The 18,828-nt window shown below is 46.6% G+C and carries 20 protein-coding genes; 12 read left to right on the forward strand and 8 right to left on the reverse strand.

Annotation, left to right across the window (positions count from 1 at the left end; translation table 11 throughout):
• The first annotated feature begins 26 nt into the window (after window positions 1-26).
• Complete coding sequence (gene eno / locus B076_RS0106315; RefSeq protein WP_028486571.1) at window positions 27-1,310, forward strand: phosphopyruvate hydratase; 1,284 nt, start codon at window positions 27-29, stop codon at window positions 1,308-1,310.
• A gap of 46 nt (window positions 1,311-1,356) precedes the next feature.
• Window positions 1,357-1,653, forward strand: a complete 297-nt coding sequence (locus B076_RS0106320) for an FtsB family cell division protein (protein ID WP_028486572.1) — start codon at window positions 1,357-1,359, stop codon at window positions 1,651-1,653.
• A 120-nt stretch (window positions 1,654-1,773) separates the two neighbouring features.
• On the opposite strand, the gene B076_RS0106325 is transcribed toward B076_RS0106320, so the two are convergent.
• Window positions 1,774-2,334: a Smr/MutS family protein gene (locus tag B076_RS0106325; RefSeq protein ID WP_157753525.1), complete on the reverse strand. Its 561-nt coding sequence runs from the start codon at window positions 2,332-2,334 to the stop codon at window positions 1,774-1,776.
• Between the two features lie 49 nt (window positions 2,335-2,383).
• Between B076_RS0106325 and surE the strand changes: the two genes are divergently transcribed.
• From surE to B076_RS0106345, 4 genes are all read left to right on the forward strand, one after another.
• The gene (surE, locus tag B076_RS0106330) at window positions 2,384-3,151 is read left to right on the forward strand and encodes a 5'/3'-nucleotidase SurE (protein WP_028486574.1); all 768 of its coding nucleotides are present in this window, start codon (window positions 2,384-2,386) and stop codon (window positions 3,149-3,151) included.
• Window positions 3,152-3,237: 86 nt separating this feature from the next.
• Window positions 3,238-3,879: a protein-L-isoaspartate(D-aspartate) O-methyltransferase gene (locus B076_RS0106335; protein ID WP_038150456.1), complete on the forward strand. Its 642-nt coding sequence runs from the start codon at window positions 3,238-3,240 to the stop codon at window positions 3,877-3,879.
• Entirely contained in the window at window positions 3,876-4,454 is a 579-nt protein-coding gene (locus tag B076_RS0106340; protein ID WP_028486576.1) for a YqaA family protein, read from the forward strand. The genes B076_RS0106335 and B076_RS0106340 overlap by 4 nt, the downstream gene beginning before the upstream one ends.
• Window positions 4,455-4,474: 20 nt before the next feature.
• Complete coding sequence (locus B076_RS0106345; RefSeq protein WP_084205720.1) at window positions 4,475-5,230, forward strand: peptidoglycan DD-metalloendopeptidase family protein; 756 nt, start codon at window positions 4,475-4,477, stop codon at window positions 5,228-5,230.
• A 12-nt stretch (window positions 5,231-5,242) separates the two neighbouring features.
• Here the strand turns inward: B076_RS0106345 and B076_RS0106350 are convergent, their stop codons facing one another.
• Window positions 5,243-5,617 (reverse strand): Mth938-like domain-containing protein, encoded by a 375-nt coding sequence (locus tag B076_RS0106350; protein ID WP_028486578.1) that lies wholly within the window; start codon window positions 5,615-5,617, stop codon window positions 5,243-5,245.
• Between the two features lie 177 nt (window positions 5,618-5,794).
• Here B076_RS0106350 and alaC point away from each other — a divergent pair, with 177 nt between their 5' ends.
• The 4 genes from alaC to B076_RS0106370 all read left to right on the forward strand — a co-directional run bounded on the left by alaC (window position 5,795) and on the right by B076_RS0106370 (window position 11,071).
• Window positions 5,795-6,991 (forward strand): alanine transaminase, encoded by a 1,197-nt coding sequence (gene alaC / locus B076_RS0106355; protein WP_028486579.1) that lies wholly within the window; start codon window positions 5,795-5,797, stop codon window positions 6,989-6,991.
• 47 nt (window positions 6,992-7,038) lie between these two features.
• Window positions 7,039-8,349, forward strand: a complete 1,311-nt coding sequence (locus tag B076_RS0106360; RefSeq protein ID WP_028486580.1) for a homoserine dehydrogenase — start codon at window positions 7,039-7,041, stop codon at window positions 8,347-8,349.
• A gap of 128 nt (window positions 8,350-8,477) precedes the next feature.
• Window positions 8,478-9,953 (forward strand): threonine synthase, encoded by a 1,476-nt coding sequence (thrC, locus tag B076_RS0106365; protein WP_028486581.1) that lies wholly within the window; start codon window positions 8,478-8,480, stop codon window positions 9,951-9,953.
• Between the two features lie 101 nt (window positions 9,954-10,054).
• A complete protein-coding gene (locus tag B076_RS0106370; RefSeq protein ID WP_038150460.1) occupies window positions 10,055-11,071 on the forward strand; it encodes a hypothetical protein in 1,017 nt (338 codons plus the stop codon).
• Here B076_RS0106370 and B076_RS0106375 read toward each other — a convergent pair whose 3' ends face one another.
• Both B076_RS0106375 and B076_RS0106380 read right to left on the reverse strand, forming a co-directional pair.
• The gene (locus tag B076_RS0106375; protein WP_028486583.1) at window positions 11,072-12,049 is read right to left on the reverse strand and encodes an SLAC1 anion channel family protein; all 978 of its coding nucleotides are present in this window, start codon (window positions 12,047-12,049) and stop codon (window positions 11,072-11,074) included.
• 161 nt (window positions 12,050-12,210) lie between these two features.
• Window positions 12,211-13,965 carry a single-stranded-DNA-specific exonuclease RecJ gene (locus B076_RS0106380; RefSeq protein ID WP_028486584.1) on the reverse strand — a complete coding sequence of 585 codons (1,755 nt, stop codon included), beginning with the start codon at window positions 13,963-13,965 and terminating at the stop codon, window positions 12,211-12,213.
• A gap of 17 nt (window positions 13,966-13,982) precedes the next feature.
• On the opposite strand from B076_RS0106380, the gene B076_RS0106385 reads away from it, so the two are divergent.
• Complete coding sequence (locus tag B076_RS0106385; RefSeq protein ID WP_084205721.1) at window positions 13,983-14,627, forward strand: YqiA/YcfP family alpha/beta fold hydrolase; 645 nt, start codon at window positions 13,983-13,985, stop codon at window positions 14,625-14,627.
• Window positions 14,628-14,669: 42 nt separating this feature from the next.
• Here the strand turns inward: B076_RS0106385 and B076_RS0106390 are convergent, their stop codons facing one another.
• From B076_RS0106390 to dksA, 4 genes are all read right to left on the reverse strand, one after another.
• Window positions 14,670-14,891, reverse strand: a complete 222-nt coding sequence (locus B076_RS0106390; protein ID WP_028486586.1) for a hypothetical protein — start codon at window positions 14,889-14,891, stop codon at window positions 14,670-14,672.
• A 58-nt stretch (window positions 14,892-14,949) separates the two neighbouring features.
• The gene (locus B076_RS0106395; protein WP_096777343.1) at window positions 14,950-15,495 is read right to left on the reverse strand and encodes a hypothetical protein; all 546 of its coding nucleotides are present in this window, start codon (window positions 15,493-15,495) and stop codon (window positions 14,950-14,952) included.
• Between the two features lie 100 nt (window positions 15,496-15,595).
• Window positions 15,596-17,182, reverse strand: a complete 1,587-nt coding sequence (locus tag B076_RS0106400) for a bifunctional aminoglycoside phosphotransferase/ATP-binding protein (protein WP_051347220.1) — start codon at window positions 17,180-17,182, stop codon at window positions 15,596-15,598.
• 101 nt (window positions 17,183-17,283) lie between these two features.
• Window positions 17,284-17,712: an RNA polymerase-binding protein DksA gene (gene dksA / locus B076_RS0106405; RefSeq protein WP_028486589.1), complete on the reverse strand. Its 429-nt coding sequence runs from the start codon at window positions 17,710-17,712 to the stop codon at window positions 17,284-17,286.
• A gap of 284 nt (window positions 17,713-17,996) precedes the next feature.
• Between dksA and B076_RS0106410 the strand changes: the two genes are divergently transcribed.
• Window positions 17,997-18,758: an HAD family hydrolase gene (locus B076_RS0106410; protein WP_028486590.1), complete on the forward strand. Its 762-nt coding sequence runs from the start codon at window positions 17,997-17,999 to the stop codon at window positions 18,756-18,758.
• The last annotated feature ends 70 nt before the right edge of the window (window positions 18,759-18,828 follow it).

An 18,828-nucleotide genomic window follows, 5' to 3' on the forward strand; every position in this document is an offset into this window, starting at 1 on the left:
AAAATTTTAGTTAAATAGGAAAAAAGATGTCATTAATTAAAGATATTAAAGCGCGCCAGGTGATCGATTCACGTGGCAACCCTACTGTTGAAGCCGACGTTTACCTGGAAGATGGTTCATTTGGTCGTGGTATTTCACCTTCCGGTGCTTCAACCGGTTCACGTGAAGCGATCGAGTTACGAGATGGCGATAAATCCAAGTTTGGCGGTAAGGGCGTTTTAACTGCGGTTAACAACATCAATACAGAAATCAAAGCGGCCTTGGTCGGAAAAGATGCGACCAACCAGGCTGATATCGACCATGCCATGATAGCTTTGGACGGAACCGAGAACAAAGGCCGCTTAGGTGCCAATGCCATTCTTGCAGTCTCCATTGCAACTGCTCAAGCGGCCGCCACGTCAAAAGGCCTGCCTCTGTACGCATACCTAAAAACCGATGATTACAAAATGCCGGTTCCTATGATGAACATCATCAATGGTGGTGAACACGCCGACAACTCTGTAGACTTCCAAGAATTCATGATCATGCCGGTTGGCGCACCAAGCATGTCAGAAGCGATCCGTTACGGCGCCGAAGTTTTCCATGCACTGAAGAAAGTTCTGCATGATAAGGGTTACAACACGGCCGTTGGTGACGAAGGTGGATTTGCACCGGATCTTAAATCAAACGAAGAAGCTTTGACGGTTATTCTTGAAGCCATTGAGATTGCCGGTTATAAGGCGGGTGAAGACATTATGATTGCCATGGATGCGGCGTCTTCAGAATTGTACAAAGATGGTCAATATACACTCGGTTCAGAAAACAAAGTACTGAGCTCTAAGGAGATGGTTGACCTGCTTTCGAGCTGGGTGGACAAATACCCAATCATCTCGATTGAGGACGGCCTGGACGAATCTGATTGGGATGGTTTCAAATACCAGACTGAAAAAGACGGTCATCGTCTACAGATTGTCGGGGATGACTTGTTCGTGACTAACCCTAAAATCCTGAAGGAAGGGATTGAAAAAGGTGTTGCCAACTCAATTCTGATCAAAATCAACCAGATCGGGACCTTGACGGAAACGTTTGAAGCGATTGCCATGGCTAAAAAAGCCGGTTATACCGCGGTCGTTTCTCACCGTTCAGGCGAAACCGAAGATACCGTCATTGCTGACATTGCCGTTGCAACAGGATGTGGCCAAATCAAAACCGGTTCTTTGTCGCGTACAGACCGTATCGCCAAATACAACCAGCTGATTCGCATTGAAGAAGCTTTGGGTGCACAAGCGGTTTACCCTGGTAAAGACGCTTTCTATAACTTGAAGAAATAATAACCGGGGCTGTAAATGCCCTGTGTTCTTTCATCAAGTCATATATATGAAACGTATTTATATCATTCTAGGCTTCATTGTCTTGATACTGTTGGCTCGCTTGCTCTCCTCTGAAGGGGGGCTTAGCGAGCTTTTTGCTTTACAGAACCAATTACAACAACTGGAAGGCGAACTCGATCAACAGCTCTCTATCAATACGACGCTTGCCCAGCAAGTTCAGGATCTTAGCGAGCAGGACAGCGCAGTCGAAACCTTAGCAAGACAAACCCTTGGTATGATTGCCCAAGATGAAGTCTTTATCGAAGTCATTGAGCCCAAAAGCCCGCACACTTCTTCAGAATAAACTACGATCGATAAAAAGCCCACACCCATTTCCATCCCACCATTTCATCTTTAAAAACATCCTGTTATAAATCAGCAGGCCTGTCCAAATCCGTTTAATGTGTCTATTCAATGTATCTGCTTAATGTGCCTTTAACAGTACATAAAGACTTCCTGTACCACCATCTTTGGGCAAACAGCTACTGAATGCAAGCACGGCTTTAAGCTGCCTTAAACGGCGATTGGCGAGGTTTTTTAAGACGGGGCCGCTGGTTTCTGAGTTATATCCTTTGCCATGAATAACCAGTAGGCTACGTTTTTTTGCCCTATACAGGCGCTCAATAAACAACTGCAAAGCTTGGTCTGCGGCTTCTTCCGTCATGCCGTGCAAATCCAGACTGGCTTCAATCGGAAATTCACCTTTTTTCAGTTTGGCCAAGTCCTGCAAACGCATCCCTTTTCTGTGAAAGAGCAAACTATCATAGGCGCCGACACTATCCGCAGGTTCATCAATGTCTATCAAATGCACCTCTTCGCTTTGATGCTGACGGTTTTTATTGCGCACCTGACGCATGGTTTGCTGATAGCGATTTTTCGGCTCAATCGCATCATTCAGCGAAACCTTGGCTTTTTGCTTAAGCGGTTGCACATCCTGCATGGCTGAGTTAAATAGGGATTTCTCTTCTTCTGACAACCTAGACACTATATAATCTTCTTATTCTAAAACCTTAAGATATCGGATATTCTACCTGATGAAAATTCTACTCTCCAATGACGATGGGTACTTGGCACCGGGAATACGTGTATTATTTGAAGCGCTGAAACAGCAAATTGCATTCGAATCCCTGTTAATGCTGGCCCCGGACCGAAACCGCAGTGCCGCCAGTAATTCTTTGACATTGCTTGAACCCTTACGAATTCAGCATCACCCCGATAACTTATCGGATCCAAATTGCCGTATTTATAGCGTAAATGGAACGCCTACCGATTGTGTACACCTCGGCATCAACGGGGCTTTGGATTTCCAGCCTGATATCGTGCTTTCAGGCATTAACGATGGCGCCAATATGGGGGATGATGTTCTTTATTCCGGAACCGTTGCCGCCGCGACAGAAGGGCGGTTTTTAGGCAAACCCTCCATTGCGATCTCATTATGCGGAAATCAGCATTTTGACACCGCCGCGCACGTTTTGGTCACCTTCCTCCAAAATCTACCACCGATCAATCCCGACACCATCATCAATATCAATGTCCCCGATATTCCCTTATCCCAATTAAAAGGCATTAAAATTACCCGCTTAGGCAAGCGCCACTGTTCCGAGCCTGTGGTCAAGCAGCAGGATCCGCGAGGCAAGCCCATTTATTGGATCGGTCCGGCAGGAAACGCGGCAGATGCCGGAGAGGGCACCGACTTTCACGCGGTTGAACAAGGGTATGCATCTATTACTCCTTTGAAAATTGACCTTAGCCACTATGAGATGATGGATACGTTAGAAAAATGGGCACAGAACACTCCCTAGTTTTAAACACACAAACGGCACACCGCATTTTAAGCAGGCCTGTTGATTATCCCACTTCCGTCATCAAACAAAACCAGGGAGTAGGGATGACCTCGCAACGCACCCGTGATCGTTTGATCAGCCGCCTAATCAACTTGGGAATAAACGATGAGCGGGTTTTACAGGTCATGCGCGCCGTTCCTCGTCACTGCTTTTTGGACGAGGCGATGGGCACCCGGTCCTATGAAGACACCGCTTTGCCGATCGGCTATGGTCAAACCATCTCTCAACCCATCGTCGTTGCCAGCATGACGCAGTGGTTACTGGCGGATACACAGCAACAGCCTATGAATAAAGTGCTTGAAATCGGCACCGGTTCGGGCTATCAAACTGCCATCTTGTCCTTACTGGTCTCAAGCTTGTATACGGTTGAACGCATTGAGCCATTGATGAATAAAGCACAATCCATACTCACTCAACTGGAACTCGATAATATTACCTTTGATGTCAGCGACGGTCACTGGGGATGGCCATCCATGGCACCATTTGACGGCATCATCTCGGCCGCGGCACCTGAAAAACTTCCCGAAGAATTGATTTCACAACTGAGAACCGGAGGCCGATTGGTCATGCCCATTGGCGAAGAAGAACAGCTGCTCTATGGTTTTGTCAAAACCTCGACCGGCATCAAAAAAACCTGTTTGGGTGAAGTATTATTTGTGCCAATGAAGCAAGGGATCGAAGCATGAGTCTATTTTCCTCTTTGTATGATAAAACCTTAATGTGGGCACAGCATCCCAAAGCCCCTTGGTATCTTGGCGGTATGAGTTTTGCCGAATCATCATTTTTTCCCATTCCTCCTGACGTCATGCTCATGCCGATGGCACTTGCCAAACCTGAAAAAGCATTCCATTTTGCCTGGATCACCACTGTTTTTTCATTACTTGGGGGGCTTCTTGGTTATGCCATTGGCTACTGGCTGTTGGAGTCGATCTGGCCAATGATCCAATCAGTCGGCTATGAAGCCAAATACCATCAGATCGAAGGCTTTTTTAAGGAATACGGGGTATGGATCGTATTTGCAGCGGGATTCAGCCCGATTCCCTATAAACTCTTTACAGTCACGGCCGGGGCAACTAATATGGCCTTACTGCCTTTTTTACTCGCCTCATTTGTCGGTCGTGGCGCACGTTTCTTCCTTGTCGCCTGGTTAATGAAAATCGGCGGGGAACGTTATGAAGCCAATATCAGAAAATGGATAGATTGGCTGGGTTGGATCGTCGTAATTTTGATTGGACTCTATTTGGGTTTTAAACTGCTGTAATGCAAAGATAAGGAGGAAAAATGATGTTTGACTATGTCTATACGGGGTCGCATCCATCGCCTATAGTCAACAAAACATTTTCCCTATTCCTCCCTTTGGTGCTTGTTTCAATGCTTGTCGGCTGCTCCAGCTCTCCTAACCGGAGTTCCGACTCGCTCCAGCTAGACTCCAAACACCCATCGTCATCCTCACAAAAAACCTTTTCGGTCTGCAGAAGTCCATATAAAGTGGTTTGGGGTGATACCCTGAGCGGGATTGCCGTGAAATGCAAAATCAATATGGATCAATTGGCACAGGCCAACAACCTGTTGCCACCGTACTTCCTCAAAGTAAATCAAAAACTTATTTTGCCTAACAGCGGGAAAGCGGCGCAACGACAGTTTGAAAAACACCGTAAAGCCGCCGGTGCCGAAAAATGGAAATGGCCGATGAATTCCCAGCTGCAACATCGTTTCATTCGAGATTCTGCCGGATTGAATGCACTGGAAATATATGGACTGCCAGGCCTGGAAATCAAATCGGTGCAACAAGGTGAAGTGGTCTATGCCGGAAATGGCATCACACACTATGGCCTAATGGTGATGATCAAACACCCAAGCGGCTATCTGAGCACCTACGCTCACAATAGCCGACTGATGGTAAAATCGGGTCAAACGGTCAAAGCTGGACAAGTCATTGCCACCCTGGGAGCAAGCGGCCAGACGGAGCGTCCAAAACTCTATCTGGAAGCGCGCTACCGTGGTCGAAAAGTCGACGCAAAAAAACTTTTCAGGTAACTCATTACCACTTCATGCCTGCATGATTAGGGCCAAAACGACCTCTCTATCCTCTGTCGTCAGGACATTATAGGTACGGCACGCAGCCAAATTATCCATGACTTCAAGCCCAACGCCATGCTGTGCGCAATAGGCAAACAGTTTTGGCTCGGGAAACACCTGACGCTCTCCAGAACCCAGCAGGATCACTTCAGGTTTAAGAGCAAAAAGTTCATCCAAATGTTTCGTTTCCAAATGTTCGATATGGGAACACGACCAGTTCTCCACCAACTCCTTATGCGTTAAAAAACAACTTTGATTGACAATGCGATCATTGATTTTGACGCATCCAGGGTCATAGCGTTTTACCATAAAAACATTTGAATCCCGATGTTCGGTAAATTTCATAAAATTGCCCCATTTTAGAAGAGTTGAGTGCGTACTAGCAACACCCTGAAAAGCGCTATTAAAGCGGATTTATTGGCGATTTACAATTGACGAAATGAAATGTTTCTGTATCATTAGTCGTTTATAAAAAAATTCTATTTTACCGCTTTTTTGCGTGGCTTACAGAAGGCTCTATTCGTGATGGAAGAATTCCAGAGAATTAAAAGACTCCCTCCCTATGTATTTAATATCGTCGGCGAACTAAAAGCCGAGGCTCGCAGAAGAGGCGAAGATATTATCGATTTCGGCATGGGAAACCCAGATCAGGACACTCCAAAACACATTGTCGATAAACTGATTGAAGTGGTTCAACGCGAGGGTACGCACCGTTATTCTGTATCTCAGGGAATTCCGCGCTTACGCAAGGCCATTTGCAACTGGTATAAAAGCAAATATGACGTTGATCTTGATGCGGATACGGAAGCCGTGGTCACCATCGGTTCAAAAGAAGGGCTGGCTCATCTTGCACTGGCCACCGTTGAAAAAGGGGACACGGTACTGGTTCCAAATCCAGCCTACCCGATCCACCCTTATGGTTTCGTCATCGCCGGAGCAGACATTCGCCATGTACGCATGACCCCGGATGTAGACTTTTTTGACGAACTTGAAAAAGCCATTAAAGAATCCTGGCCAAAACCGAAAATGCTGGTACTGAACTTTCCCGGCAACCCGACCACGCAAACGGTCGATCTGGAATTTTTCGAAAAAGTCATTGCCATTGCTAAAGAGCATAACATCTGGGTGATTCATGACTTGGCTTATGCCGACATTGTGTTTGATGGTTACAAAGCGCCGTCTATTTTGCAGGTTGAAGGTGCCAAAGACATTGCGGTTGAGTTTTATACGCTTTCCAAAAGCTATAACATGCCAGGATGGCGTGTCGGTTTCATGGTCGGTAATCCGGTTCTGGTCAATGCCTTGAAACGCATGAAGTCTTATCTGGATTACGGCACCTTTACGCCCATTCAGGTTGCCGCCATCGCCGCGCTGGAAGGTCCGCAGGATTGCGTGCAAGAGATTTGCGACATGTACAAATCGAGACGCGATGTGCTGTGCCAGGGATTGAACGCCATTGGCTGGAAAGTCGAGCCTCCTAAAGCGACGATGTTTGTTTGGGCGCCCATTCCGGAAGAGTACAAATCCATGGGATCAATCGAGTTTTCCAAGAAACTTCTGACCGAGGCAAAGGTTGCGGTTTCCCCAGGCGTTGGCTTTGGGGATTATGGCGATGACCATGTGCGTTTCGGCCTGATCGAAAATGAACACCGCACCCGGCAAGCGATTCGCGGCATCCGTGACATGTTCCGTAAGGACGGTCTGATTAAACAGGATTAAAAATCCATCACTCTTTGTACAAACACAGAAACAGGAATCAAAGCGCAATGAAAACAGTTAAAGTAGGCCTAATCGGATTCGGTACAGTCGGTGGCGGTACCGTTGATATTCTGAAAAACACCTTACCGGAAATCCAGCGTCGTATTGGCCAAACTGTTGAAATTACGATTATTGCCATGCGTGATCTTCAGCGAACTCGCCCGGTTGATACCGGGGATATTCCGCTGACCGATCAAGCTTCTGATGTGGTCAACCATCCAGATGTTGAGATTGTGGTTGAATTGATGGGGGGAACCAGCGTCGCTAAATCCCTTTTGGAAACCGCAATCCGTAACGGTAAACATGTCGTGACCGCCAACAAAGCCCTGATTGCCGAACACGGCAACGAGCTGTTCGCATTAGCGGAAAAGCATCAGGTCATGATTGCTTATGAAGCTGCTGTAGCCGGCGGCATTCCCATCATCAAAGCTTTAAGAGAAGGCTTGGCGGGCAATCGGATCGAGTGGTTGGCCGGCATCATCAACGGAACAGGAAACTATATTCTCACCGAAATGAAACAGCCAAACGCCGACTTTTATCAAGTGCTTAAAACTGCTCAAGAATTGGGTTATGCGGAAGCGAATCCGACCTTTGATGTCGAAGGGATTGATGCCGCGCATAAATTGACTATTCTCGCCTCCATTGCATTTGGAATCGAACTTCAATTTGATAAGGTCTACACGGAAGGAATCAGCAGAGTGACTGCGGATGACATCCGTTATGCGGAGCAAATGGGCTATGCCGTTAAACATCTAGGTATTGCAAGCCGAACCGCGACCGGTTTTTCACTTAGGGTGCACCCGACCCTGATCCCCGACAATGTCCTGATCGCAAACGTAAATGGCGTGATGAATGCTGTCATGGCGTATGGCAATCATGTTGGTCCAACCATGTATTATGGGCCCGGGGCGGGAGCGGGACCCACTGCTAGCGCGGTCGTAGCCGATATTATCGACGTCATTCGCTGGAAACATCAGCCAACTGAAGACCGAGTCCCGGCTTTAGGCTTTAAAGCCGATCAGATGAAAAATCAGCCGGTTGTCGACATCGATGAAATCGAGACCGCTTATTACATTCGTTGTTTTGCACTGGATCACGCCGGTGTATTGGCTAAAATCACCACCATTCTAGCGGATTACGAAATCAGTGTTGAACACATGCTGCAAGAACCGAGCACCAACAACAGCAAAGACGCCACCTTGGTTATGGTCACGAATACGGTTAAGGAAAACAAACTGAACCAGGCCTTGCAGACTTTGCAGGCACTGGATGAGATTGACGGTGAGATCATGCGCATTCGCGTAGATGCTCTAGGATAACTGCCCCAGGGATATCCACTCGCTCATTAGGCCTGATAATTAAAAAATTTGAAAATATTATGCAGAACAAGATCGCGCTGAGTGCGCGATGAACTGCATCAAACAAACTCAATGCGTTGGACAAATCTATGAACTTTACTGAAACACGTGGCAATGATGGTCAGTTTCCTTTGGAAATGACTTTTTCACAAGCGATTCTCAGCCCCATGTCTTCTTTTGGAGGCTTATATTCACCCAAATCTTTGCCCGATTTAGGCCTGCCGTTTCTTGAAAAACATTTGCAGTCGGATTACAAGACTCTAGCAACTGCGATATTGGCCGAGTTTGAAGTTGATATTGAGCAATCAATCATCGATGAAGCTTTGAGTTTATATGATCAGTTTGATGACCCTCAAAACCCGGTACCGGTGGTTAAAGTCCGGGACGACCTCTATGTCAGTGAGCTTTACCATGGCCCAACACGAGCGTTCAAAGATATGGCTTTGCAGCCTTTTGGTACCGTTTTGTCGGCCATTGCCAAGGCACGAAATGAAAAATACCTGATCCTAGCGGCCACCAGCGGCGACACGGGCCCAGCCGCATTGGACACTTTCAGAAACCGTGAAAATGTCCAGGTAGCCTGTCTGTACCCTGAAGGCGGAACCTCTGACGTACAAAGACTGCAAATGGTCACGGAAAATGCTCCAAACCTTAAGGTCATCGGCATCAAAGGCGATTTTGATGATGCTCAGAGCGCGCTTAAGAAGCTACTGACTTCGGACTCCTTCAAGGCCAAATTGCAGGAAAATCAAATTTCACTATCGGCCGCCAACTCGGTCAACTTCGGCCGCATTATCTTCCAAACCATCTACCACCTGCACAGCTACCTTGAGTTGATTCGCCAGGGTGCCATTCAGATGGGTGAAAAGGTGTACTTGAACGTGCCCAGCGGTAATTTTGGAAATGCACTGGGTGGTTATTATGCCTTCAAGATGGGCTTACCGGTGGAGAAGATCCTGATTGCCTCAAACAGCAACAATGTGTTGACCCAATTCATCCAAACGGGTGTCTATGATTTGAGAGATCTAAACGTCATTCCAACCAGCTCGCCTGCAATGGATATTTTGAAATCCTCCAATATCGAACGCATTTTATTTGATCTGTTTGGCGCACAACGCACCAAAGAGTTGATGCTGGCGTTGGATAAAGAAAAACATTACGCTTTGACCCAAAGTGAATTGGCGGAGATTCAAGCGGTCTTCTCGGCTGACTTCTGTACAGATGACGAAGGGGAAGCCTATATCAAGCAAGCCTTTTCAGAAGGCTACCTGATGGATCCTCATACCGCAACCTGCTTCAAGTCCTACGACACTTGCCGCCAACATCCTGAGCTTAAAACCATTGTTTACTCAACCGCGGAATGGACTAAGTTCTCACCGATCATTGCGAACGCTTTGACTGGAAAGAGCGGATTACATGACATTGAAGCTCTGAAAGTCATCTCTGAGCAGGCTGGAGTCAGCATTCCCGCTAAAATCCAGAAGTTGTTCGAAACCGAAATCAGCCAATCAACCGTCATTGACAAGCGCGATATCGAACAGGAAATTCTGAATTTTCTTGGATAATTCCAAATCAACTTAGACTTAACAAAAACCGGGAATTCCCGGTTTTTTTGTCTTGAACCGACCCCGATATTTTTCAATCACTTAACAAACGAAATCAACTCATGACACATGCCGTAACTTTCTGGCTTCCAGGCCTGCTCGATTCAAAACGACGCCAAGAGGCCGGGGAACAATTCAATCCCAAGGCCTTTCCCATTCTGCAGAACTTACTTAAAAAGGCCGATCTTTATCCGCTGACACAGAACAGGGACTTTTACCAAACGGCCAGCCAACTGTTTCATCAGCCGACTTGTCTGCCAATAGCCGCCACCATGGCATCCATCCTGGTTCCATCTTTTGATGCCGACTGCTTCTGGGTCAAACTCGATCCGGTTCAGTTAATTCCCGACCGGGATACCTTACTGCTGATTCCCGGGAAGGATTTGGGCATTAGAGAAGAGGAGGCCAAGGCACTGATTGAAGTTTTCAACCAACACTTTGAGCAGGATCAGGTTCAAATTGAATACGGCACGCCAACCGATTGGTTCTTGCGCATCAAACAACCCATAGACCTGAAAACTCATACGCTCGATACGGTCAGCTATCGCTCATTAAGTGATCATTATCCCAGCGGTCATGCTGCCCAGTATTGGCGACAACTGCTGAATGAAGCCTCCATGCTGTTCTTTAATCACCCGATCAACGAAGAACGTCGCGAGCAAGGCCTGCCCGAGATCAATGGACTTTGGCTTTGGGGAGAAGGGCAACTGCATGAAAACACCAAACAAAATCGAGAAAAAATGGTGGTCTGGTCAGAAAACACCTATTTGATGGGAATGGGGCATCTCTGCCAAACGCAAATCAGATCCTTTCCTGAAAACCAGCAGGCCTGGTCGCTGGAGGATGCGGATTACCACTTTTTGATGCCGGAAATTTTACGCCAGAAACTCGATTCACTCTCTTTGGAAGAGTGGTTGCAAACTCTAGAATGGCTTGAGCATGAATGGTTACAGCCTTTGTATCACGGCTTACGTGATAAGAAAATCGAATCACTGTTACTGGAGTTTGGAGATGGATTTCGTTACCACCTCCAACCTCAGCATTTAAAACGCTTCTGGCGTTTTAAGAATCGACTTTAATCAGTGATCCGGCGAACAGATCTTATTCTGTTTCGCAGCTATCACGGTTTTATAGAAAAAATATACGATCATCACTGTCAAAGCCGCCATCACCAACCAGCCAATCAACTGATAAGCTTGGCTGTTTGCAATTTGAGCCATCGTCAAGGAGGCAATCGACATTGCCGCCAATGGGAACGTATAAGCCCACCAGGACAAGGCAAAGTTCAAATGCCTGAACTTATTGATGGAAAACACTAAGAATAGCGTGAAGAACAAGGCAAAGAAATACAACACCCTGGCAAACCCATCCAATTGTCCACCGGTCAAAGCAACATAGGAAATGAAACCCACAGCGGGTGGGGCGATGAAAATGAAGAGGGTTGGTAATAAACGTTCCGGCATGGGCGGATGGAAAATCAAACGGTAAAGCAATACCGATTTCAAAATTGGCCAAAACACGATGCCAATCGCGAAAAAGAACCAGTTGATGTCTGCCGGTACGTGATGCACGCCTGCAATGGGAACCACGATATTACCGACAATCGGTATAAACCAAGCCGGATTGGAGTGTTCGATCTTGAAAAAATCATGGTGAATCCAGTTGTACAACACCCACAAGGTCAAAACAAGCTGCAAAGCCGCACCTAAAAGCCAAAGGTTAAACGAGACTTTCACCGCCTCAATCTGCCAGAAGGCAATACTTAACAATAGCAGGCTGATGGCGATGGCCGGCATGAAATTCATTTTTACCGGATGCCGCATCTCTTCCCAGAAAGCCTGCTTGAAGCGGACCATCTTATAAAGATAGCCGGCCAGCAGAACACTGAATAACAAGACAACAAAAAACAGCAGATACTCTCCAGGTTTAATCGCCAAATCAAGCATGCTTTCGGTCTTAAGCAGGCCGATACATAAACCAGTCATGCCCATGATCATGCCAAAAAAACTGGCCGGAAAATACTGAAGTTTACTGAATCCAGAATGTGATTTTTCCATCTTAAGGGTTCCTTAAAATTAATTTTACTTATCTATACATTAACTAAATTAATAGATGTATAAATTATATTAAAACTCAGGCAATCAATCATGAATAAAGCATTAAAGTCTATCACTTAACCTTTAGCCAGATAAGTAATTTTAACATTTCAGGAGGAAGTTTAATGCATCCATTGAATGCGCAACTGCAAATTGGTTCGTCCTGCATAATGGTTTAAACTTGGCTGATAAACACAGGTAACCGATTGTCCAGTGCGAACAGGGGTAGGCTCTGACTCGTGGCGCTTGGCGTTAAAATAGATAGCCTGTAACACCTTGCCGCCAGATGTCCTCAACTTACAAGACAGGTGGGTTTTAGTTTGCCCGACCTCTTTCAACTGAATGATCTCAAAACGCCCACTGAAGGAGGGTTGTGGCCATTCACGACCAAAAGGTTCCAATAAAGCGATATGCTCCATTAAAACAGGAACCAAAAGATGGTCTTCAAGTTCACCATCGGTTTCCAACAAGGGAACAGGAGGGCTTTCACCCACCTGATTCTGAATCGCCTGTTCAAATAAATCGGCAAAGACCTCCTGTTTTTCAAACGGAATCATGCATCCGGCCGCTCCTTTGTGGCCGCCCATTGAACGGAACAATTCAGGATCTTGTTCGGACATCCACTGAAAAGCCTCACGCAAATCAATGTCGCTCACGATTGCTCTGCCGCTACCGGCCAAATAACCGTCCTCCAAATCGGTGAGCACAACGGTCGGCAAGCCAAACTGCTCTCCTATTCGGGTCGCGATGATGCCTTGAATTCCGGCATTGCCCTTAAGCGGAATCGCCAAGCTGTATTTATTCGCATGATAAAGCTCCCCAGCCCGGGTTTGAGCGTCTTCCAGCATAGATTGCTGCTGCAGACGACGGTCTTGATTATCCTGGTCGAGTTGATTGAGGTAACGCCTTGCCTGTTCAACACTTTTTGCAGTCAAAAAGTGATAGGCCGTGGTCACATCGCTGACTCGACTCGCCGCATTGATTCGGGTGGCAACCTGAAATGCCAGATATTCAGCATTGAAAGGTTCCCCTTGGTTATCATGTAATTGTTTCATGGCTTGCCAGGCTGGCTGGTCAAACTGGTTGATATACTGCAAACCCGCTTTCACAATCGCCCGGTTATTCGGGCTTTTCAAGCTCACGCTGTCTGCAATGGTGCCCAGAGCCACATTTAAAGCCAGAGCTTTTAAAGAGGGACTGTCTGCTTGAAGATAACCTTGCTGTACCAACTCCTGACGTACCTGTGTCATTACCAAAAAAATCACGAAACAGCCCGCAATGGTTTTATCGTACTCACAGTCCGACTGCTGAGGATTGACAGTACATACGGCACTGGCCGGACTGCCTTCAATCGGCATCTGATGGTGGTCGGTCACGCAAACCGGAATACCGGCCTGCTTCAAGCGTTTGATTCGCGGTTCGTCGCTTGAACCCTGGTCGGCTGAAATCACCAGGGAAATCGGTTTTTCGATGCCCAGAATACGTTCACAGACTTCATCGGTGATGCCATAACCGGTTTTACGGTCACCGATGACATGCACCACACGCTCCTCAGGCACCTTAAAATAATCGACCAGAGCCGTCATCGCCACCCAGGCCGAGGTCACGCCATCGGTATCGTAATCGGTCGCCAGAACAATCACGCCATCCGCACGGACCGCCTCGGCGATCAACCTAGCTGCGTGTTGTGAGTTTTTTAGCGCATCCGGATGCTGGATATGTTTTAATTTGGGAAAAACGATTTCCTCCAACTGTTCGACACAGTCGGTACGCTGGGCCACCAGCCTGGCTTGAAGTGGCGAAAGACCCAGATTCAGGCAGGCCTGGTAAACGGAAGAGGAGAGGGGACGTTGGACAATTTCAGGTGCTTTAATCATGCGGAGATTTTAACAGAATGGGGCAATGCAGTTGCGTCTATCTACACGGCTTTTTAAGCAGCGGAAACAGCCTAAAAGGGCAATGGTTCAAGCAGGCATTCGCAGTTCGGAAGAGTTCGTCCTCGTCAAGCATCCACTGCCGGGTTTTGACACCGACCTATCCAATGCAAGACCCACAAGAAAGCATGCGTTTTCTGCACCAATTCATAAAACAGACAGGCCTGCTCAATTCTGAAAGAAAATGGTTTCTGGCCGGCTCTTCCATGGGCGGGTTTTATGCCCGTTATCTGGCACATTATTACCGCGTTCCGCTGCTTATGATCAATCCGGCGCTCGATCCGATTGCTCTTATGTCGAATTATTATGGTATGCACTACAATCCGCATACCCGTGAAGAACTGTTCATTGACCAGATCTATCGAGACAAGCTGGCTGAATTTTACCCGCAAACTGCTGCCAAACCATTGGATAGTCTGCTTTTGCTGGATAAGGGAGATGAAATCATCCCTTACCAATCCACGCTGAAACACTATAAAAAAGACGACAGGCAGCAATGCCTGATATTTGAAGGGGGAGACCATGCGTTCCAACATCTGGAGGAGGCCAAACCGCAAATTGAACTTTTTTTGAGTGATAGCTTGTTCAAAAGCGACCAGTTTTAGAATCAAACCTCAATTCTATTGAGTTTGTCAAAAAGGGGAAATCTAGGCGATGACGTCAATCAGTGAGCCGATCATTTCATCATAAGTTTTTAAGGCTTTTGCGGAGGCCTGAACTTGTTTCTCGGCCAGGGTATTGTCGACCAAACTCTCGAGTTGCTGTCCACTTTGCGGATCAATGATGTTTTGTGTATTTTCCGCCAGGCGTTGAAAACCCTGATTGATACCGCTCACCGCCATTGCAGAAGGACTGTTTGAAACATTCATTAAATAGCATCCTTGAAAATTGAATTTTGTGCGCTCTGTTTAGCGGTTGAAATCAGGCTCAGTCGTTTTGAGCGACCGCATAGGGCGATTGCGTTTTTACCGTATACCGAACAAAGACATTGCCAAACTGCTCGCCGCCTTCACGATCGACCAATATCTGAATCTTATCATCTTCCCAGCGGTAACTGGAATACGACAAGCTCCCACCCCAACCTTTTCTCGCCATAAAGGGCGTCTCACCCAAACCGGCCAACAACTGCTCAGCGACTTCATCCGTGGTAATCGCCGTCCGTCTATTCTGATGTTCAATCGAGTAGGGGCGATACAGTCGTTTGACGGAGGTCACCTTGCCCAAATTATTATAACGAAACTCCACATAGTAACTGTCACGCATGCGAGACCAGGTGAAAAACTTATCGACATTTCTCTGTCTAACGGTTGAACGCGCCTGCATGAATCCGCCTATCGCCCACAACTGCTCCCGTACCTGGTTGAGATCCGCAGTGACCAGATCAATTCCGAGTAACGTCACCTGATCCAAAGACGGCTTTGTTTCATCTTCTGCTTCAACCGAAAGCACCCACATCTGCAGCACGGCCGCCATTAGACAGACACAGCTTCCTTTCCTGAACAAATCCATACCAACCCCACAACCTTGTCTCAATCAAGGCACCATTAGCCTTTAAAGGAACCTTAATCCATGATTAATTGTTTATCGGCAGGTCCAGAAAATTCTGAAGCTGGGCTAGAGGAAAAATACGACGGATTTCTTTTGCTTTAAGTGTCAGTGACGGCTCTCGAGACGTAGGCGGCTCCAATAAGGTCAACTGACGATGCATCACATCAACATCCGCATCCGAAGGACTGTCGTCCAACTGAATGCGCTGCTCGATTGACTTCTTAGCAAACTCCTCCTCAACATCAATGAAAATCAGCCCAAAATCAAACCCCATGTCCTGTGCCAGTTCCATAAAGGGTCGACGATGATCTTCTTTCAGAAAGGTGGCGTCCACCATCACCGACCGTCCTTGCTGCAAAATTTCAGCCGCCAAATCCCGTAAACGCCGATAGGTCCGACGACTCATTTCAGGCGAGTAGAGCTCCGCTTTAAGTGCTACATCAACTCGAGTTGTCGGGGAGATTCCGTAAAGGCGCTTGCGTTCAATATCCGAGCTGATGATAATCGCATCCACCAGCTCCAGCATCTGTTCGGCAAAATGGCTTTTGCCGGCCCCGGATATGCCTTGCAGCAGAAGCAAACGAGGAGGGGATTGTTCAAAAGCGTAGTCCTCCGCCTGCTCGATGTATTGCAAGGTTGTGTTCCTATACTCTTGATATTCCAGTGTTTGTTTATTAAGCTGATTCAACCTTAATGCCGATATCTTCGCTCGCACCAAGGCCCGATAAACCTGGTAAAAACGCAATAGGGAAAGTGCCTGGTAATCTCCGCTCATCGCCAAATAAGTATTCAGAACATAGCGTTTCAGCATAGTTTGTTTTCTGAAATCCAAATCGATTAACAGAAAAGCCAAATCGCTGATGACATCAATCCAGCGAAATTCGTCATTGAATTCAATCCCATCAAACAGCGTCGGCACCTCCTCAATCAGGGTGATGTTATCCAGATGCAAATCCCCATGACATTCACGCACAAACCCATCAGCCTTGCGCTGTTTCAAGGTGGGATGCAAATCCTTATATTGCTGACGGGTCCAGCTTAATAACTGCCGTAAGCGTATTTGATAGTCCGAACGGCAATTTTCCAACAAGGTCGGAAAGTTATCCAGCATCGGCTGCAAAATGGTTTCTGGCTCTCCCAAATGGGAGGTTTTTTCGACCCGGCAAGCTCCATGGTGCAATTCGTAAATTTTATGCGCCAACTGGAAACGCTGTGTTGCCGTCAATTCATTGCTTCTCAAATAACGTCCCAGTACCCCATTGGGATCGAACTGGTTCATCTTCAAAAGATACTCGACCGGCTTAGAGTCCTCTGCAAGACTCTGCTCAAAGGTAATTTTACCCTGCTCAGTTCGGTATAGTGGCAGCACGTCCAGGTACAAAGTAGGAGCGGTGCGTCGATTCAGGCGAAGTTCCTGTTGACAAAAATATTGGCGATCCGCAAGTTGCGTAAAGTCCAGAAAACCAAAATCCACTGGTTTTTTGAGTTTATAGGCATAAGGCCCTGTCAAGAACACCACCGAGATATGGGTTTCAATTGTGGTGATCAGCTCAACCGGGTGAGGGTAACTTTCTGGTAAACACAACAGGTCTATCAGTGTTTCAGTATCCAAAGGCAGGTCTTTCGTTTATTTAAAAGTGGCATAAAAAAGCCAAGTTAATTTACTTGGCTTTTGAAAAGTGCAGGTGACAGCAACATGCTTTAACCTGAAGATCAGGCGACACCTTGTTTTTCACGAATCTCTTGCTTGCGTTTCATCTCAACCGTCAGGGTTGCGGTTGGACGAGCTTCCATGCGCGCCAAACCGATCTCTTCGCCGCTCATCTTGCAATAACCGTATTCTCCGTTCTCAAGGTCCTTTAGAGACTTATCGATTTTAGAGATCAATTTTCGTTCGCGGTCACGAGTACGTAATTCCAGCGCAAACTCTTCTTCCTGTGAGGCACGATCATTTGGGTCGGCCGGAGTATCGGAATCCTTCTGCAGGTGCGAAACGGTGGTGTTCGCTTCCTCAATCAACTGCTGTTTCCAGGCAATCAGTTTTTGCTTGAAATGTTCCAGCATTCTTGGACTCATGTACTCTTCACCTTTTTCAGGTACGTATGGAGGATAGTCCTCAATAAAATCAGTATGAATATCCATGCTCTTCTCCTACAAAATAAGGGTCTTCTGCCATTAATTTTTGTTGTTATTAATTAAGACCAAAAAAAATGCCGCAATAAGCCTTGCTTCGGCTTTTTGCACCATAGTTGAAAATTCTTAACCGCATTTTATAGCAGGTTTTAATAAGGGCAACAAGCAAAATTTTTTTACCTCAAACACGATTTTTTTTGGGTTTAATGATAAAGGACTTGTATTTCTTGCTATTCATCCCCATTTCTTAGAGAATTCTTTACCAAATTAATCAAGTAATAGGGGATAACCTAATGGCAACTTTACAAGCATTATTGTTTGATGTGGACGGCACTTTAGCCGACACTGAAAAAGACGGACACCGCGTCGCCTTTAATCTGGCATTTGAGAAAGCCGGTTTGGATTGGAACTGGGACGAGGCGCTTTATGGTGAACTGCTGGCGGTAACAGGTGGTAAGGAACGTATCCGTTTTTATCTGGAAAAATTCAATACCGACTTCGAAAAGCCGGAAAATTTTGACGATTTTGTCAAAGGCCTGCATGCTTCAAAAACCGACTTTTATACCAAGTTGCTGGCAGAAGGGGCTATCCCACTGCGCCCAGGTGTTGAGCGTTTAATCAACGAAGCGCGTGCAAACAATATGAGAATGGCTGTTGTCACCACAACCACTCCGGCAAATGTCACGGCACTGCTTGAAAGCACTCTAGGGGCAGATTCGGAAAGCTGGTTTGAAGTGATTGCCGCGGGTGATATTGTTCCAGCCAAAAAACCAGCGCCAGACATCTACGACTGGGCATTGGAACAGATGAACCTGAAGCCGGAAGAGGCCATAGCTTTTGAAGACTCGGCAAACGGCATCAAGTCATCAATTGCCGCCAAGGTTAAAACCATTATCACCATCAACGACTACACTCAGGAAGACGATTTCAGTGACGCCGACCTAGTCTTGGACCATATGGGTGAAGCCGACCAAGCCTTTAATGTGCTGGCGGGTGAAAACCATGGCCATAGCTTTTTAGATCTGGACTTGGTTAAAAAAGTTCACGCCGAATAAAATTCAATTTTCAATTGATATACAGCAAAACCAACAGGCCTGTTGGTTTTGCTGCTTACTTAACATCTCG

Origin of the sequence: Thiomicrorhabdus chilensis DSM 12352 (genome assembly GCF_000483485.1) — a bacterium.
GTDB classification, from domain to species: domain Bacteria; phylum Pseudomonadota; class Gammaproteobacteria; order Thiomicrospirales; family Thiomicrospiraceae; genus Thiomicrorhabdus; species Thiomicrorhabdus chilensis.

Coding starts and splice junctions, on each gene's coding strand:
- eno (WP_028486571.1), top strand. CDS start 27: ATGTCATTAATTAAAGATATTAAAGCGCGCCAGGTGATCGATTCACGT.
- B076_RS0106320 (WP_028486572.1), top strand. CDS start 1,357: ATGAAACGTATTTATATCATTCTAGGCTTCATTGTCTTGATACTGTTG.
- surE (WP_028486574.1), top strand. CDS start 2,384: ATGAAAATTCTACTCTCCAATGACGATGGGTACTTGGCACCGGGAATA.
- B076_RS0106335 (WP_038150456.1), top strand. CDS start 3,238: ATGACCTCGCAACGCACCCGTGATCGTTTGATCAGCCGCCTAATCAAC.
- B076_RS0106340 (WP_028486576.1), top strand. CDS start 3,876: ATGAGTCTATTTTCCTCTTTGTATGATAAAACCTTAATGTGGGCACAG.
- B076_RS0106345 (WP_084205720.1), top strand. CDS start 4,475: ATGATGTTTGACTATGTCTATACGGGGTCGCATCCATCGCCTATAGTC.
- B076_RS0106350 (WP_028486578.1), bottom strand. CDS start 5,617: ATGAAATTTACCGAACATCGGGATTCAAATGTTTTTATGGTAAAACGC.
- B076_RS0106360 (WP_028486580.1), top strand. CDS start 7,039: ATGAAAACAGTTAAAGTAGGCCTAATCGGATTCGGTACAGTCGGTGGC.
- thrC (WP_028486581.1), top strand. CDS start 8,478: ATGAACTTTACTGAAACACGTGGCAATGATGGTCAGTTTCCTTTGGAA.
- B076_RS0106370 (WP_038150460.1), top strand. CDS start 10,055: ATGACACATGCCGTAACTTTCTGGCTTCCAGGCCTGCTCGATTCAAAA.
- B076_RS0106375 (WP_028486583.1), bottom strand. CDS start 12,049: ATGGAAAAATCACATTCTGGATTCAGTAAACTTCAGTATTTTCCGGCC.
- B076_RS0106380 (WP_028486584.1), bottom strand. CDS start 13,965: ATGATTAAAGCACCTGAAATTGTCCAACGTCCCCTCTCCTCTTCCGTT.
- B076_RS0106385 (WP_084205721.1), top strand. CDS start 13,983: ATGGGGCAATGCAGTTGCGTCTATCTACACGGCTTTTTAAGCAGCGGA.
- B076_RS0106390 (WP_028486586.1), bottom strand. CDS start 14,891: ATGAATGTTTCAAACAGTCCTTCTGCAATGGCGGTGAGCGGTATCAAT.
- B076_RS0106395 (WP_096777343.1), bottom strand. CDS start 15,495: ATGGCGGCCGTGCTGCAGATGTGGGTGCTTTCGGTTGAAGCAGAAGAT.
- dksA (WP_028486589.1), bottom strand. CDS start 17,712: ATGGATATTCATACTGATTTTATTGAGGACTATCCTCCATACGTACCT.
- B076_RS0106410 (WP_028486590.1), top strand. CDS start 17,997: ATGGCAACTTTACAAGCATTATTGTTTGATGTGGACGGCACTTTAGCC.